The organism is Odoribacter laneus YIT 12061 (assembly GCF_000243215.1).
Lineage (GTDB): Bacteria > Bacteroidota > Bacteroidia > Bacteroidales > Marinifilaceae > Culturomica > Culturomica lanea.
In genome coordinates this window covers 1,100,687-1,117,885 of record NZ_JH594596.1, presented here as the reverse complement: position 1 = coordinate 1,117,885, position 17,199 = coordinate 1,100,687, and the positions used below count along the sequence as shown (strand labels likewise).

Sequence of the window (17,199 nt, the reverse complement as noted above, 5' to 3'; positions counted from 1 at the left end):
TTTCTTACAGAGAAACCACACAACGCAAGGTGATAACCAAATCTAAAACTGATAGAATAAAAAAATATGCGGAAGTATGGACTTTAAAAACGGGGCTTTATGAGTGAAATGAGAAATAAAAATCTCATATCACAAGACATAATAATTCGTTGATAGACAAGGAGATATAAATCACTTTGCCAAGCTCAGTCACATACTTTTTAAAGCATAAAATACTGAATATATGGAAGTTAAATCCAAACCAAAGGAATTACCGAAACTGATTAGATCCGTTCCCCACAGAAAAGTCGTGAGGTGGTATCTTATGTTCTTTCCTTTCGGCAAAAAGGGCTTGACTGTCGGTCTGGAACAAGAGTTGGAACGTCGCAAACGTGCCGGAGAGATACAATTCGAATATTTTGCACCAACATATGCGCAAACCAAAGAGGTTGACGGCAAATTGATAACCACTCAGGAGTCTCTGTTGTATAACTATTTTTTCATTCATGCCACCGAAGATGACCTTTTCGTATTGAAAAGACACCAACCCCAATATAGTGTACTTCGCCGCATAACCAACGCGGACGGTTCATATTACTATCCATACGTCGAGGACAGCACCATCAAAACTTTGCAATGGATTGCCCATTCATACGGAGGTTATCTCCCTCTCTGCCTGCTCGATCAGACGTTGCTGATTAAAGGCGACAGAATTAAAATTACCAAAGGACAGTTCAAGGGCATAGAAGCCTTTCTCGTTACAAAACCGAGATCGACCGTCAGTCAGATTATGGTCTTTGTGGACAATTGGATGTGTGTTCCTCTGATGAATGTTCGCCCGGTGCAGTACGAAGTCATCGATTTATTCAACAAGGAAGAAAAGGAAAAGAGTTCGCACGGATTGGATAATCCTCACCTCTTTTGGAATCTTCACAAAGCATTATGTCGTTTCCATCAAGGCGAGACAACTGACGAAGATACCAAATTGGCAAAGGATACATATCTGATGTATTCGGATTTGAAAGTGGACACTTCCATTCTTCGTTGCAAGTTATATTCCATCCTTCTGCCGGCTTGCATAATACTTGGCTACAAGGAAAAGACAGATGGTATTCTGAAATTGGTTCAAATGATGTTGCCGAAGATTACTGCCGAGCAGTCATTGGCGTTGCTGATGGTTACGCTTTATGGTTGTACAGACAATGTCTTCTATCACGAAAAGGCACACCGGTTAATTGAGCCTTGGATAGGTGAGGAGGCGCCCAAGAAAAGCAAGCAGCTTCTTATTCAGCGACTGGCTGATTATGACAAGTGTCTCGGACACTAATTTATAAGATTTAATAAAATCGACTCTATATGCGCTCAGACTACGATAATGAACCCTGCGGCGTTAAGTTGGTTCGTTTAATCAACACCCAATCACTTAGCATCGCCAAACGTGAAATTAAGAATGCCAACAAGATGTGCCTGTATCGTACTGGAGAGTATTGGCATGGTTTCGAGCATTCTGCATATTTCCTGGCTCGAATATTCCCCAAAGTTCAAGCTTTTGTGGTAAACAGTCCCAACTTCCCATTTACAATTGTGGGAACAAGTATCCTTGATAAAGATTTTAAAAAGTACCAGCAGAACCACGATGCCATACGCAGAAAAGAAGATTATATCGAATATGAAGTCAGCCCATTTGCACCTCTTGAGTATGGCGATTGGCATATGAAGAAGGTAAAGCTTTTCACGGAGGATGTTGACGGTTTTATAAGGGTAGGATAAAATTGTTTCTTAGAAATCACAACAATCTATGAATAATTATTTTACATAGACACGAAAAAGTAAATCTATTATAGAGAGTTTTGAATCCTTTGCCCATTGTTTTTATATGAAAATTATCTGAGTGACGTTTCACGACTATTGAAGTCCGAAGATGAAGAGAGTTAAAATTTCATGAATATAATCTCTGGATTAGGAGCTGAAATCCCGGGCTATATCAATTTCATAGAGAAAAATATAGAAGAAGAAACAGATAAGGAATCTTAGAGTTTCCGATACCTCAAACTAAGAATAAATATAATAAAATAGTATAATGAAAATCGCAGTAGCAGGTACTGGTTATGTCGGTTTGAGCATAGCCACCCTTTTATCTCAACACCATCAGGTTACAGCAGTTGATGTTATCCCTGAAAAGGTTGATTTGATTAATAGTAAGAAATCGCCTATACAGGACGATTATATCGAAAAATATTTGGCAGAGAAGTCGTTGAACCTCGTAGCGACTCTTGATGGCAAAGCTGCTTATAAGGATGCAGAATTTGTCGTTATAGCTGCACCGACAAACTATGATCCAATCAAGAATTATTTCGACACAAGTCATGTGGAGGAAGTTATTGATTTGGTGTTGGAAGTGAATCCGGATGCCGTCATGGTTATCAAGTCAACCATCCCGGTTGGTTATTGCCATAACCTCTATGTAAAATATGCTCAAAAGGGTGTAAAGAAATTCAACCTTATGTTCTCTCCGGAGTTTCTTCGTGAAAGTAAGGCGTTGGAGGATAACCTCCATCCAAGCCGTATTATCGTAGGTATTCCGAAAATTATCGAATCAGAAGAATTTGCTGAGGAAAATGCTGCCATTCGTGCTGTTTCAGATATGCCTAAACTTGAGAAGGCAGCCAAAACATTTGCCAATCTTCTTCAAGAAGGAGCTATAAAAGAGAATATTGCCGTTCTCTTTATGGGCTTGAAGGAAGCAGAGGCTGTAAAACTCTTTGCCAACACTTATCTCGCTCTGCGCGTATCTTACTTCAACGAACTTGACACATACGCTGAGGCTAAAGGACTCGACTCCCAGGCCATCATTCAAGGTATCGGACTTGATCCGAGAATTGGCACACACTATAACAATCCATCATTTGGATATGGTGGCTACTGTCTGCCTAAAGACACCAAACAGTTACTGGCAAACTATGATCAGGTTCCTCAGAATATAATGAGTGCTATTGTAGAAAGTAACCGTACACGCAAAGATTTTATAGCAGATCAGGTTTTACGAAAAGCTGGTTATTATAGTGAGAATAGTATATATAATACAGAAAAAGAGAAGCAGGTTACTATCGGCGTTTATCGTCTGACTATGAAGGCCAATTCAGATAACTTCCGTCAGAGTTCCATTCAAGGTATAATGAAGCGTGTCAAGGCAAAGGGCGCAGAAGTCATTATTTACGAATCAACACTTAAAGACGGAACAACATTCTTTGGTAGTAGGGTAGTAAATGATATAGCATCTTTCAAATCCCAGTCAGATGCCATCATTGCTAATCGTTATGATTCGATATTAGATGATGTGGCTGATAAGGTTTACACTCGCGATATTTTTAAGAGAGATTAGGCTATGAAAGTAATTGTTACCGGCGCAGCCGGATTTATTGGTGCAAACCTTGTGTTGCGTCTTTTGAAAGATGAGCCTAATGTGAAGATATTGGGTATTGATAATGTAAATAACTACTACGATGTCAGTATCAAGGAGTTTCGTCTTTCCGAGATAGAGAAAAGTGTAAAAGAACATCCAGGATGTTCGTGGAAATTCATAAAGGGTAATATTGCAGACAAGCCCCTAATAGATAAGATATTTGCTGAATTTCAGCCCGATGTTGTTGTGAATCTTGCGGCTCAGGCTGGAGTCCGTTATTCAATAACCAACCCAGGAGCCTATGTAGAGTCGAACCTCATAGGTTTTTACAATATCTTAGAGGCGTGCCGTCACTCATACGACAATGGCACGGAAGGTGTGAAGCACTTAGTTTATGCTTCAAGCTCTTCGGTGTACGGATCCAACAAGAAGGTACCATACAGTACAGAAGATAAGGTAGACAAGCCTGTTTCGTTATACGCTGCCACAAAGAAGTCAAACGAACTTATGGCTCACGCATACAGCAAGCTATATAATATTCCTTCTACTGGATTGCGATTCTTTACGGTTTACGGGCCTGCCGGTCGTCCAGATATGGCATACTTCGGCTTCACAGACAAACTCATCAAGGGTGAAACAATCGAGATTTTCAATTATGGTAACTGTAAGAGAGACTTTACTTATATAGACGACATTGTTGAGGGTGTATGGCGAGTAATACGCAAAGCCCCTGAGAAATCTGTCGGCGAAGACGGACTACCGGTCCCTCCATATAAGGTTTACAACATAGGTAATAGCAAACCCGAAAAACTTTTGGACTTTGTCCAGATACTTCAAGAAGAACTGGTTCGTGCCGGTGTCCTTCCAGAAGATTATGACTTCGAGGCACACAAGAAATTGGTTCCTATGCAGCCTGGAGATGTTCCTGTAACCTTTGCAGACACCTCAGCACTCGAACAAGATATGGGATTCAAACCTTCAACATCTTTGAGAGAAGGTTTAAGAAGATTTGCGGAGTGGTATAAGTGGTTCGTTGAGTAAACTCTGTATTTAATTATATGTCTTCTGAAATAAGATCAAATAACAAGCGCATATTAAAAAACACGGGATATCTGTATGTTCAACAGATATTAGTTCTTTTCGTGTCTCTATATACCGTTAGAGTGGTCTTAAATACTCTCGGCGTTGAAGACTATGGCATCTTCAACGTTGTTGGTGGAGTCGTTTCGATGTTTGGCTTTTTGCAGGGTATGCTTGTCAGTGCAGTACAACGCTTCTTTGCATATGAGTTGGGACGTAATAACTACGACCGTTTAAACCAATACTTTAATACTTCATTATGGTGTTTTGGTATAATCGCTTTAATTGTTGTTACACTTGCAGAAACGATAGGGCTATGGTTTATTAATACACAACTTATTATACCTCAAGATAGGATTGGAGCGGCACAGTGGGTTTTTCATTTGTCAGTGTTGTCATTTGTTTTCAATTTGTTAATGACTCCTTTTAATTCAATTATTATTGCACGAGAACGAATGAAAGTATATGCCTTTGTTGGCATGGCAGATGTTGTCTTGAAATTATTAATCGTTTTTGCACTTACCTTATTCTCTTTTGATAAATTGCAGCTATATGCTATTCTGCTATGTTTGCTCTCGTTTATTCACGCACTGTTTTATATAATCTATTCACATGCCAAATTCCAAGAAACACGAATAACTGGCTATTGTAATCGTGGTATGATGAAGGAAGTTATGAGTTATTGTGGTTGGAGTTTATTTGGCTCACTATCTAGTGTTATCAGAAGCCAAGGATTGAATATGTTAATAAATATGTTCTTTAATCCTGCTGTTAATGCAGCACGAGGTATTGCGTATCAAGTAAATAGTGTAGTTAATATGTTTGTTACAAACTTTTCTACCGCATTTCGTCCGCAGATTACAAAACAATATGCGGCAGGCGAACGTGATAGTATGATGCATCTAGTTTTTCGTTCAACGAGAATGTGTTATTATTTAGTCTTATTTTTCTTTGTACCCATTACCCTTGAAACTCATTATATTCTTCAATTATGGTTGGGCGAAATTCCTGAATATACAGTCGTCTTTGTTCGTTTAGTATTACTCATTGCCTTGGTCGAATCTATTGGGAACCCAATCATGGCAACTATCCAAGCAACAGGTAATATAAAATGGTATCAAACGATTGTAGGCGGTTTATTATTACTCAATTTACCTATTTCATACGTGTTATTGCGTTCGGGTTATCCCCCACAATCCACAATGGCAGCTGGGGTTGTTATAGCTTTTGCATCTCATATTGCAAGGATATTTTTTATGCATAAACAAGTCAATATGTCGATTAGAGCTTATGTAAAAGGTCCTATGTTAACAATATTCTTTGTAACCTTATGTGTTATTGTAGTACCTTACTTATTGCACACAATCCTTGAAGAAGGATTATTAAGATTCCTGCTCGTTGGAGTGACATCTGTATCGTTCTCTGCTCTTTCTATATATTATATAGGATTAACTAATAGCGAAAGATTATTCTTTAGAGAAATGATACTATCAAAACTTTCTAAAGATAAGCAATAACAATGTCTCTAACAACTATAGTATCGTCTCGAAATAGCTATTTCGATTTTTTAAGAGGTCTCGCTATTTGTATGGTTGTAGCAATCCATACAGGTCCAACATATTCATTTGAAGGTTCGCTATGGAGTACATTGGAGGTCTTCACTAGGCTTACTCTTAATGTCGCAGTCCCTACTTTTCTTGCTATATCAGGATTCTTTCTTGCAAAGAAATCTTTATACACTACCACCGAGCGATTGAGTTTTTGGAAAAAACAAATTCCTAAAGTATACATCCCTTGTTTGATATGGTCGTTACCCCTCTTCGCATTGAGTATATATAATAGTACGCTCAATAACCTGCCAATTCAGATATTCAAATTATTATTCTGTGGATTTAGCGTCTATTATTTTGTTGCATTAATCATTCAGTATTATCTGCTTTTGCCATGGTTGCAGCCATTCAAAATCAAAATAGTTGTTATAGCAGGGATTATGTCTACAATATCCATTCTTTCCATCACGTATTTGACTAAAATTTTGGATATAGGTTCACTTCCTCTTATAGTGTATGCCGGACCATTTCCTATATGGATAGTCTTCTTTGTTATGGGGGGAATATTGCGTCGTGTTTCAAGAAATTATAAACTCACAGTCCCCTTATGCTTGTTCCTAATAAGTTTTGTGTTACAATATTTTGAAGGATTATACATAAGTAAGTTAGGCGGAAGTGGCGTTGGGATGAAGTTGTCCTCATTTATTTATTCTGCGGCTTTTATTCTAATAATATTTTCAAAAAAACTGGAAACAAAGTATAATCCTTATAACCGATTGAATAACATTATAGAAAAAATAGGTAATATATCTTTCGGTATCTATTTAATACATTGTTACTTCATTATCCTTTTTAACAAAGTGATTCCTTACCATTATTGGGTGACTGATTTTCTGCTCGTACTATTATTTACATCAATTCCGATACTCATCGCAAGACGGATTGCACCGTCTTTCTCAAAGAAATATTTAGGTTTTTGATGATTACTATTCAAGATAAAAAAGATTGTTGCGGTTGTAATGCTTGTGTGCAGCGATGTCCGAAGCGATGCATCTCTATGCATGAAGATTCGGAGGGTTTTCTCTATCCCAAAGTAGACGAAAGTTTGTGTATTGATTGTGGTTTGTGCGAGAAGGTTTGTCCCGTACTCAATCAAAGAAACGTTCGCGAACCGCTTGAAGTTTTTGCGGCCAAAAACCCAAACGATGAGATTCGTTGTAAGAGTTCATCGGGCGGTATCTTTACGATGCTTGCCGAACGTACAATAGATAACGGAGGCGTTGTATTCGGAGTTGGTTTCGACAAAAACTGGGAAGTAGAACATCAATACACCGAAACAAAGGAGGGTTTGGCCGCTTTTCGAGGTAGCAAGTATGTGCAGAGCCGTATTGGGGAAACTTTTAAGCAAGCCGAAGCTTTCTTAAAACTAGGTCGAGAAGTGCTGTTCAGCGGAACACCTTGTCAAATCGCGGGATTTAAACTCTTCCTGTGTAAGGAATATGACAACCTCTTGACAGTTGATTTCATCTGCCATGGCGTTCCGAGTCCCGGTATTTGGCATACATATTTGAATGAAACAATCATGCGCCTTCCGGGCGCCGCTGGAAAAAATTCGGTTTTGTCATCCCTAAATAGTAGGCCTGTAATAAGGGGTATATCATTTAGGGATAAGAGATTAGGCTGGAAAAAATTTGGTTTTGAAATCCGTTATGCCGCTTCTAAGGTAGCAAAAAAATCAGTTTTGAAATCCGCTAATAACCTGGAAGAAACACAGCTTTACGAGCCGATGAACAAAAATCCGTTTCTACGCGGTTTTCTTGCCGATCTATATTTAAGACCTTCATGTCATACATGTCCTGCAAAAAAATTAAAAAGTGAATCAGACATTACTATTGCTGATTATTGGCGTATTCACGAGTCTATGTCACAACTGGATGATGATAAGGGAATTTCAGCCATTCTTGTTAATACAGCTAAAGGGAAATACGTTTTCAACCAAATAAATGCAGATAAATATCCTGCTAATTATGAGGATATATGTTTTAAAAATTCTGCCATCTGTAAATCGCCATTAATTCCACTAAAGCGCAAAGATTTCTTTGTTTCTACAACGGAAACATTTGGGTCAAAGATTGAAAGATTGTTACGCCCTCCATTTTCACGGCGCGTGCGAGGTAAATTGTCGGCAATAAAATATAAAATCAAGCATCTGTTAAAAAAATGAAAATCGGAATCATAACATTCCATTGGGCGACAAACTACGGAGCCATTCTTCAAGCGATGGCCTTGCAGAATATCCTTCAAGCCATGGGGCATAATGTCGAGATTATAAATTATAAACCCAAACAATATGAACCATCGTTGTGGAAATTTATCCGCTATCGGCAATTTCTACATTTGAAAAGTTATCTCTTTAACCTAAAGAAAGAACGGCAGATGGTCGAGTTTCGCCATAAATTTCTCAAATGTACACAACGGTATTACTCCATCTCCGAACTTCGAGGACATTGCACAAATTATGAATTATTGATTTCAGGAAGCGATCAAGTAATGAATCCTTCTTTTCTACAGAGTGGAGAAAAAGGAGGATCTACAGCATATTATCTCGATTTTGGTAATGAAGCAACAACGCGCATTGCCTACGCAATGAGTTTTGGAACCACTAGATATCCCGAGCACCTTCTGCCAATAGCTTCCCCTCTTGTTAAACGCTTTAATGCGTTGTCAGTTAGAGAAATTACGGGTGTAAACATTTTTTCGTCAATGGGACGCAGTGATGCTGTTGTTGTACCAGACCCTACGCTTTTATTAAAGGCAGAGGACTATGATAAGATTATGGGCCTTTCACCTGTTCGTACCAATACAACTCTTGTATATATGCTTCACAATCGACTATCTGCCATTAAAGATCAATTGCCACTAGAGGGAATAAGGGTGATTATGTCCGAAACAATCGAAGAATGGGTACAAGCCATCCGTAGCAGTCGGTATGTTATTACTAATTCATTCCATGGAATGGTATTTTGTCTTATCTATCATATACCGTTTACTATTGCGCTACAAAACACTCGTAACGAGGGTATGAACGACAGATTTTTCACACTTCTTAGTCGTTTGGGACTTCAAGATAGAATTATGAATGAATCCCAATGTGATGTATATCGCACAGTTATTAATTGGGAAGATGTGGATATGAAATTCGATACAATTAGACAAGAGGGAATAGATTATATAAATAAAAACATAAAATAAAGAAATATTAACTTATGTCAATATTCAAAGACAAAGTCCTGTTGATAACAGGTGGTACTGGCTCGTTCGGAAACGCTGTACTTCGTCGCTTCCTCAATAGCGACATTAGGGAGATTCGCATTTTCTCACGCGACGAGAAGAAGCAGGACGATATGCGCCATGCACTGCAGAATCCCAAGGTGAAATTCTATATCGGTAATGTCCGTGAGAAAACATCTGTGGATGTAGCGATGCGGGGAGTAGATTATGTGTTCGCAGCTGCGGCTCTGAAGCAAGTGCCGTCGTGTGAATTTTTCCCGATGGAAGCAACTATGACCAATGTGATAGGCACTGGTAATGTACTTGCTTCGGCTATTGAACATGGAGTTAAAAATGTAGTCGTTCTTTCTACAGATAAAGCGGCATACCCTATAAATGCGATGGGTATATCTAAAGCTTTAATGGAGAAAGTAGCGATAGCAAAAGGACGTGAACTTGGAGAAGGCGCTCAGACTACAATTTGTTGTACTCGTTATGGTAATGTCATGGCGAGCCGTGGCTCTGTAATTCCGCTATGGGTTGAGCAGATGATGGAAGGCAAACCGATTACTATTACCGACCCCAATATGACTCGTTTCATGATGACCCTTGATGATGCAGTGGATCTTGTTATTTACGCTTTCACATATGGACATAATGGAGATTTATTTGTACAGAAAGCACCTGCAGCAACACTTGAAACTTTGGCAGAAGCATTGAAACAGACTTACGAACTAGTTGACACTAAATATAGGAATACAGAAGTTAAGGTTATTGGAACACGTCATGGTGAAAAACTTTACGAGACACTTGTTACTCGTGAAGAAATGGCTAAAGCTATTGATATGGGAAACTACTACAGAATCCCTTGTGATAACCGCGATTTGAATTATGACAAATTCTTCACGGAAGGAAATGAGCAAATATCTCAAATAGAAGATTATCATTCTCACAATACAGTTCGCCTTGATGTGGAGGGTATGAAGGAGCTTCTTCTAAAACTCCGCTTTATCCAAGAGGACTTAGGGATAATTCCGAGAGCCAAAAACAAAGAAATCAGAAGTGAATAATTTTAAGAAAATATCCTATGAAATTTTTAGTGTGTGGATGTAATGGTATGGCGGGTCATACCATTTCGCTATATTTGAAAGAACAAGGGTATGATGTTGTAGGATTTGATAGACAAAAGTCCCTTTATATAGATAGCTTTGCTGGTAATGCATTTGATACGGAGACGCTAAGAACAGTTATTACAAAAGGGAAATTTGATTCGGTAATCAATTGTATCGGAATTCTTAATCAGTTCGCAGAACAGAATAAAGCTCTCGCTTCTTTTCTTAACAGCTATTTCCCTCATTTTCTTGCAGAGATAACATTAGGGACAGACACTCAGGTTATCCATATGAGTACAGATTGCGTATTCTCAGGGAAGAGAGGTTCTTATACTGAAGATGATTTTCAGGATGGAGAAACCTTCTATGATCGTTCTAAGGCATTAGGAGAATTGAATGATGATAAGAACATAACTCTAAGAAACTCTATTGTCGGACCGGATATCAATCCCAAAGGAATAGGTCTCCTTAATTGGTTTATGCAACAAAATGGAGAAATAAATGGATACACTAAAGCGATGTGGACTGGTCAAACTACACTTCAGTTAGCGAAGACGATGGAAGTGGCGGCTCGCGAAAAAGCTCATGGACTTTACAATACAGTACCAGACCATTCAATAAGCAAGAATGACCTTTGCGGTCTCTTCAATCATTATTTAAGAAACGATTCCATCAAAATCAATCCAATAGATGGAGTAGATGCTGATAAATCTTTAAAGAGGACCAAGTTTGAATTCTCCTATATAATCCCTGATTATGAGCAAATGGTTGCAGAAATGGCTACATGGATTAAAAAACACAAAAATATGTATCCCCATTATAATCTATAATATGGAATTATGAGCAAACTAAAATTAATGACAATCGTTGGTACACGTCCTGAAATTATCAAGATGTCCGCGATTATTAAAAAGTGTGATATTTATTTTGATCACATATTAGTACATACTGGTCAGAACTATGATTACCAACTTAACGAAGTTTTCTTTAATGATCTTGGTTTACGTGCACCTGATCATTATCTCGGTGTAGTTGGAGGAAACATTGGCGAAACAATGGGTAATGTTATTGCCAAGTCATATAAGCTTATGGCAGAAGTGAAACCGGATGCCATAATTGTACTTGGTGATACAAACTCTTGCTTATGTGTTATTGCAGCAAAGCGTCTTAAAATACCTATCTTTCATATGGAAGCAGGAAATAGATGCAAGGATGAAAATCTCCCGGAAGAAGTAATCCGACGCATTGTGGATGTGACCAGTGACGTGAACCTATGTTACTCCGAGCATGCAAGACGTTATATTCTTGACAGTGGTGTGAAACCAGAGTATACATATGTGGTTGGATCTCCCATGGCTGAAGTATTAACCTCTTTCATAAATAAGATTAATGAAAGTACAGTATTGGAGGATTTAGGGTTACAACCTCAAAAGTATATTCTCCTTTCTGCTCACCGTGAAGAGAACATAGATATTGAGTCAAACTTCTTTGCGCTAATGAATGCCGTAAACTCAATGGCAGAAAGATATGATATGCCTATTCTTTACTCGTGTCATCCTCGTTCAAAGAAATTCATCGAACAGCGCGGCTTTACATTCGACAAACGTGTTATTCAGAATCAGCCTCTGGGTTTCTTTGACTATAATAAACTTCAACAAAATGCATTCTGTGTAGTATCAGATAGTGGTACAGTTCCAGAGGAAGGTGCTTTTTTCAAATTTCCTGCTGTTTCTATCAGAACTTCGACAGAACGTCCAGAAGCAATGGATAAAGGGGTCTTCACAATTGGTAGTATTACATCAGAACAAGTTCTCCAAGCTGTTGACCTTGCTGTTGCAATGCACGCAAATGGAGATGATGGGATTGCAGTTCCTTCCTATGTAGATGAGAATGTAAGTACAAAAGTAGTAAAGCTTATTCAGAGCTATACTGGTATTGTCAATAAAATGATCTGGAGGAAATAGTTTAGAATATTTCTCAAAGAAAATAGCGGACAAGAATATGAAAAAGAAAATACTTTTTGTACATCATGCTGGAGAGTGGGGGGGAGCACCAATGTATATGACAAACATCATAAAGGCTCTTGATAAGAGCAAGTATGATATTAAAGTCGTATTACTAAAACAATCTCCTGATCTGATAAACAGACTAAAAGGGATGGGTATAAATTGTGTATGCTCTAATGAAAAATTTTTCAATCAAGGAAAGGCTGCTTTTGCTTATTGTGAGTGGAGCAATTGGAGATTGCATACACTGATCATAATTATATACTATTGGATTTTAGCAAAGTTTATGTATATCCCTAAAGAACTTGAAAAATATGATTATGATATTCTTGTCTTGAACTCTTCTTGTCTAACTGCTTGGTTGAAATCCAATCATAAGCGTGGCAAACGAAGTATTATCCATGTTCAAGAACCGCTACGTCAAAGAAGATTAAATCCAATTTATTCTTTTATGTTCAAGCGGCAGATTAGAAAATATGCTGATAGTGTGATTGCCATCACAGAGGATAATGCAAAAAGAACAGGGGTATTTGATAAGACTATAATCAGTAGAAACTTTGCTCCTGTTCCGTCCACAGATGCCTTTCCTGAATCCTATTCTTCTAAAAAAGTGCTGTATCTCGGTGGTTCACAAGCTATCAAGGGTTTTTGTACTCTTATTGATGCTCTTCCATATTTGGATGAAAATGTTGTAGTATATATTGGGGGTTACATTAGTGAACCAGTTAATGTTAGAGGAATAAAGGGGATTATTAAAGCGTTACTAAAGTGTGATAAGAGAATGAATGAAGCGTGCGAGCGTTTAAAATATGCAGATAATGTCAAGTTAATAGGTATGACAAATGATGTACATACTTTGCTTGATGAAGTCTGCTGTCTTGTTTCTCCATTTTCAAAACCACATTTTTCACGTCCAGTAATTGAGGCTTACTTACATAAAAAGGCTGCTATTGTAACAAATATTGCAGGAATAAATGAATATGTCATGCATAAACGAACTGGACTAATCGTTCCTAATAATAATTCTATGAAATTAGCCGATGCAATAAATTATATATGTTCTCATCCAGTAGAAGCAAAGGAATTGGGTGAAAACGGATACTGTTTGGCAATAAAGTATTATACAGAAGAAGCTAATGTTCAAGTGGCTTGTTCTGAGTATGAGAGGGTCGCTTCATTAATTCGTAAATAGTTTAAGGAGACTATAAAATGTGGGTATTATCAATCTGTAGTTGTATAGCTATACTTTTAACATATTTGGAATCAATCGGAAAGTTTAAGAAAGGTATGCTTTGGGGGTTTGTCATTATGACAATAGTAGCCGCACTACGCTATGATTACGGCACCGATTATATGGCATACCTCTCTCAATTCAATAGTATTGCAGATAGCTCGTTCACGTTATCATACTATGTAGACTTTTCAGATGGTTTGCACGAGCAAGGATGGAAAATTCTCATGTATCTTTTTAAGCCATTGGGATTCTATGTGTTTGCAGCCATTCTCGCAATTTTTAATAGTGTTGTGTATTATCGGCTTATTGACAAATTTGTTCCTAAAGGATGGTGGGCATTTGCTGTATTTATCTATCTCTTCACTTATTCCTTCTATCCAATGCAGCTATCTATGTTACGACAGGGACTAGCTATGTCATTTATTTTATTTGCTATTCCTTATATATTGGATAAAAAGAAAATCATACCCATTATTTCTTTAATATTGTCTGCAACTATACATACATCTGCATTAATATGTATTCCATTTGTCTTGCTTTTTTATATCCCTTTTGCTAATCGTAAGTTGATGGTTATAGGCTTAGTAGCTGCTTTTGCTATATTTATATTTGCTCAAGATTTAGTTTTTAGAATAATGAGTGATTTGGTAATGTCGTCAGCTGCTTTTGATAAATATGACTCAAAATATTTTGGAGGGCTGTATGATGTGTCCGAAACAAAAAACCTATTAGGTACAATTATATTTTTAATCCCTATTTTGGTATCACTCTATGCTTTAATGACAAACAGACATCTCACAGAAAGTAATATTAAACTCATTGTTTTTACTTTAATTGGAAGCCTTGTTTCCTTAACTGGTCAAATGGTAGCCATGATTGATAGAGTATCATGGTACTATACCATTATGTCCATCGTTACTTATCCCATAGTCTATAAGTCTATTCATGTTAATATTGTAAGAAATTTCTTGTTATTATTTATTATCGCAATAACCTTAAGAGACTATTTTGGCTTTATGACAGCCGAAGGATGGATAATGTATTATGGTGAATATCAGTCAATTTTATCAGTATTATAGCATATGGCAAAATTTTATTTTTTGAATGTCTCTTTTTTAGCTAATACCGCTGCTTCAAATAGAGCATTAGCTTATCTGCGAGGATTGTCGGAACAAGGGATAAATACTCATGTAATTTTTTTTCTTACTGATAAAAATCGTCACAGGATAGAACAAAAACTTGATAATATTCAAATAGAGTATTGTTGGGATAGCCCTTTTTATATAAATGTTAAGGGAATTAAACTTCTCTTTTACATTTTTTACGTTATTCGCTTCCTGCTTAAATTAAAAAAGGGCGACACAGTCTATCTTTATAATATGGCCGATGTTCTCCATTTTTTAGTTAAAATAAGAGAGGTAAAAGTGTATTTGGAAAAGACAGAACATCCTACCGCATATCCCTTGGGCTCAAACATCTATCGACCATCAGTCAAAACCTACTTACAGGATTGCAAGAAAGTAAATGGTATAATTACCGTTTCAACATCATTGAGAAAATATTTTGTAGAAAATGGCATTCCTCAAGATCGTGTTCATATCATTAATATGATTGTAGATTCCTCACGATTTGATGGTATAAAGAAAAATCCCCAAGTTGAACCCTATATAGCGTATTGCGGGACAGCCTCAAATAGTAAAGATGGCGTTGATGACTTGATTGAAGCATTTGCTATGGTGCATCAAAAGTTTCCTTATCTTAAACTTTACATCATGGGACAAATACCAACAATTATGGAGGAGTTTGGTAATAAGAAATTAGCGGAAGATTTAAATGTCAGCGATGCTGTTGTATTTACAGGTGTCATTGCAGCTGAAGATATGCCTCAGATGCTGGTTAACTCTGTTGCTGTTGCATTAGCCCGTCCGAATAACGTGCAAGCTCAAAATGGATTTCCAGGCAAACTAGGTGAATATTTATTATCTGGTGCTCCTACAGTGGTGACAGCCGTTGGGGATATACCGTTATTCTTAACTAATATGAAGGATTCACTGATTGCACGACCTAATGACCCTAAAAATTTTGCTCAAAAATTAATTTGGGTCATGGAGCATCCAACAGAATCAATAGTAATAGCTGCAAGAGGCAAAGAGTTGGTCGCTAAAAATTTTAATTACCTTATTGAATCCCAAAAATTGGCAAATATTGTAAAACGATAAATAATCGCATGAACGTATCATTGAAGTTAGGGTTGTTAAGTAAATATCGTTCAGATTAATGAGATTGGCTTACATTATAGTGCTATCTGCATATTTCCCGAGAAGACACTCTTCGCTTATAGTAACTATATATCATATCTTATGATATTGTATATTGGATTATCTATTGCATATTATGTGCATATTCTCCTTGCTTCAATTCTTCAGAAAATTAATTCAAAATTAAGTAACTACTGATTATATGAATAATTATGATGTGATGTTTCTCGGCCATCTTCATGGTTTTGGTGGTGCAGAGAAGTCGATGATTAAAGTCGCTAACGCAATGTGTGAGCGTAGGTTTAAGGTAGCATTAGTTACTTTCGACGAATATAAAACACCTTTTGAAATTGATAAGCGTATAGATGTATACTTTATCAAAATTGAAGCAAGAAATTCCATTGGCAGAATGATAGAACGATATAGAAAGGCTAAAATTTTGCTAAAGGAGAATAAAACAAAAATGGCCATTTCTTTTTGGTTTCAATTAGCTGTTATCTGTCAATTACTGACTTCTAAATATAAATTTAAAAACTATTTCTCTGAAAGAGGAGATCCTAGTGATGCAGAATACAAGGGCATATATAGTGTTATGCGTAAATATTTTTTTCCAAAAATGGATGGTTTTATTTTTCAAACACGTGGAGCGCAATCTTATTTTCCCGAAAATATCCAAAGAAAGAGTATAGTGATACCAAATCCTGTGTATGTAAAATATAATGATTATCCGATTTCTCAAAATCGCAATCGCATAGTAGTCGGTGTAGGGCGATTGCATCCTCAAAAGCATTTCGATTTATTGATAAGAGCGTTTGCTCTTGTTGCACCAAAGTTCCCAGAAGTGAAACTCATGATTTATGGAACAGGAGATTTAAAAAAGGAACTATCTGAGTTGATTACCAACCTTGACATGAATGAGCATATTTTTTTGCATGAACCAATAAAACAAATATTAGAGGCTATAAAAGATAGTTCCGTTTTTGTCCTCTCTTCCTTATATGAGGGGATGCCTAATGTATTGATGGAAGCAATGGCACTTGGCATTCCATGCCTCTCTACAAATTGTTCACCAGGTGGTGCCGCAGAACTGATAAATGATGGTGAAAATGGCTTTCTATTAAAAACTTTCGATGCAGAAGAGATGGCGGAAAAACTTGAATATATGCTTTCTCATCCGAAAGAGTTGGAGTCTATTGCATTAAGAGGCAAAGAGATTTGCCGCACTCATTCTGAGAAAGTTGTAATGGATATGTGGGAAAATTATATTAGAAAAGAACTTAGTTTGTGAAAAGGTATGTGTATTATAA

At 37.1% G+C, this 17,199-nt stretch carries 15 protein-coding genes; all 15 read left to right on the top strand.

Annotation, left to right across the window (positions count from 1 at the left end; genetic code table 11):
- The first annotated feature begins 223 nt into the window (after positions 1 to 223).
- The 15 genes from nusG to HMPREF9449_RS04660 all read left to right on the top strand — a co-directional run bounded on the left by nusG (position 224) and on the right by HMPREF9449_RS04660 (position 17,180).
- Entirely contained in the window at positions 224 to 1,306 is a 1,083-nt protein-coding gene (nusG, locus tag HMPREF9449_RS04730) for a transcription termination/antitermination protein NusG (protein ID WP_009136098.1), read from the top strand.
- Between the two features lie 29 nt (positions 1,307 to 1,335).
- Complete coding sequence (locus HMPREF9449_RS04725; protein ID WP_009136097.1) at positions 1,336 to 1,749, top strand: hypothetical protein; 414 nt, start codon at positions 1,336 to 1,338, stop codon at positions 1,747 to 1,749.
- A 310-nt stretch (positions 1,750 to 2,059) separates the two neighbouring features.
- Positions 2,060 to 3,361, top strand: coding sequence for a nucleotide sugar dehydrogenase (locus tag HMPREF9449_RS04720; protein ID WP_009136096.1), 1,302 nt, complete (start codon positions 2,060 to 2,062; stop codon positions 3,359 to 3,361).
- A gap of 3 nt (positions 3,362 to 3,364) precedes the next feature.
- Positions 3,365 to 4,423, top strand: a complete 1,059-nt coding sequence (locus HMPREF9449_RS04715) for a GDP-mannose 4,6-dehydratase (protein WP_009136095.1) — start codon at positions 3,365 to 3,367, stop codon at positions 4,421 to 4,423.
- Between the two features lie 122 nt (positions 4,424 to 4,545).
- Positions 4,546 to 5,979, top strand: a complete 1,434-nt coding sequence (locus tag HMPREF9449_RS04710; RefSeq protein WP_222704615.1) for a lipopolysaccharide biosynthesis protein — start codon at positions 4,546 to 4,548, stop codon at positions 5,977 to 5,979.
- A 2-nt stretch (positions 5,980 to 5,981) separates the two neighbouring features.
- Entirely contained in the window at positions 5,982 to 6,992 is a 1,011-nt protein-coding gene (locus HMPREF9449_RS16990; RefSeq protein ID WP_009136093.1) for an acyltransferase, read from the top strand.
- The gene (locus tag HMPREF9449_RS04700; protein ID WP_009136092.1) at positions 6,992 to 8,236 is read left to right on the top strand and encodes a Coenzyme F420 hydrogenase/dehydrogenase, beta subunit C-terminal domain; all 1,245 of its coding nucleotides are present in this window, start codon (positions 6,992 to 6,994) and stop codon (positions 8,234 to 8,236) included. Before HMPREF9449_RS16990 ends, HMPREF9449_RS04700 begins: the two co-directional genes overlap by 1 nt.
- The gene (locus HMPREF9449_RS04695; RefSeq protein WP_009136091.1) at positions 8,233 to 9,264 is read left to right on the top strand and encodes a polysaccharide pyruvyl transferase family protein; all 1,032 of its coding nucleotides are present in this window, start codon (positions 8,233 to 8,235) and stop codon (positions 9,262 to 9,264) included. The genes HMPREF9449_RS04700 and HMPREF9449_RS04695 overlap by 4 nt, the downstream gene beginning before the upstream one ends.
- Positions 9,265 to 9,278: 14 nt before the next feature.
- Complete coding sequence (locus HMPREF9449_RS04690) at positions 9,279 to 10,352, top strand: polysaccharide biosynthesis protein (protein WP_009136090.1); 1,074 nt, start codon at positions 9,279 to 9,281, stop codon at positions 10,350 to 10,352.
- A gap of 17 nt (positions 10,353 to 10,369) precedes the next feature.
- A complete protein-coding gene (locus HMPREF9449_RS04685) occupies positions 10,370 to 11,224 on the top strand; it encodes a sugar nucleotide-binding protein (protein ID WP_009136089.1) in 855 nt (284 codons plus the stop codon).
- Between the two features lie 9 nt (positions 11,225 to 11,233).
- On the top strand, positions 11,234 to 12,358 hold the full coding sequence (locus HMPREF9449_RS04680; protein WP_009136088.1) for a UDP-N-acetyl glucosamine 2-epimerase: 1,125 nt from the start codon (positions 11,234 to 11,236) through the stop codon (positions 12,356 to 12,358).
- Positions 12,359 to 12,395: 37 nt separating this feature from the next.
- Complete coding sequence (locus HMPREF9449_RS04675; RefSeq protein ID WP_009136087.1) at positions 12,396 to 13,592, top strand: glycosyltransferase family 4 protein; 1,197 nt, start codon at positions 12,396 to 12,398, stop codon at positions 13,590 to 13,592.
- Positions 13,593 to 13,657: 65 nt separating this feature from the next.
- Complete coding sequence (locus tag HMPREF9449_RS04670; protein WP_187118588.1) at positions 13,658 to 14,713, top strand: EpsG family protein; 1,056 nt, start codon at positions 13,658 to 13,660, stop codon at positions 14,711 to 14,713.
- Between the two features lie 3 nt (positions 14,714 to 14,716).
- On the top strand, positions 14,717 to 15,853 hold the full coding sequence (locus HMPREF9449_RS04665; RefSeq protein WP_009136085.1) for a glycosyltransferase family 4 protein: 1,137 nt from the start codon (positions 14,717 to 14,719) through the stop codon (positions 15,851 to 15,853).
- A gap of 241 nt (positions 15,854 to 16,094) precedes the next feature.
- Positions 16,095 to 17,180, top strand: coding sequence for a glycosyltransferase (locus HMPREF9449_RS04660; RefSeq protein ID WP_009136084.1), 1,086 nt, complete (start codon positions 16,095 to 16,097; stop codon positions 17,178 to 17,180).
- The last annotated feature ends 19 nt before the right edge of the window (positions 17,181 to 17,199 follow it).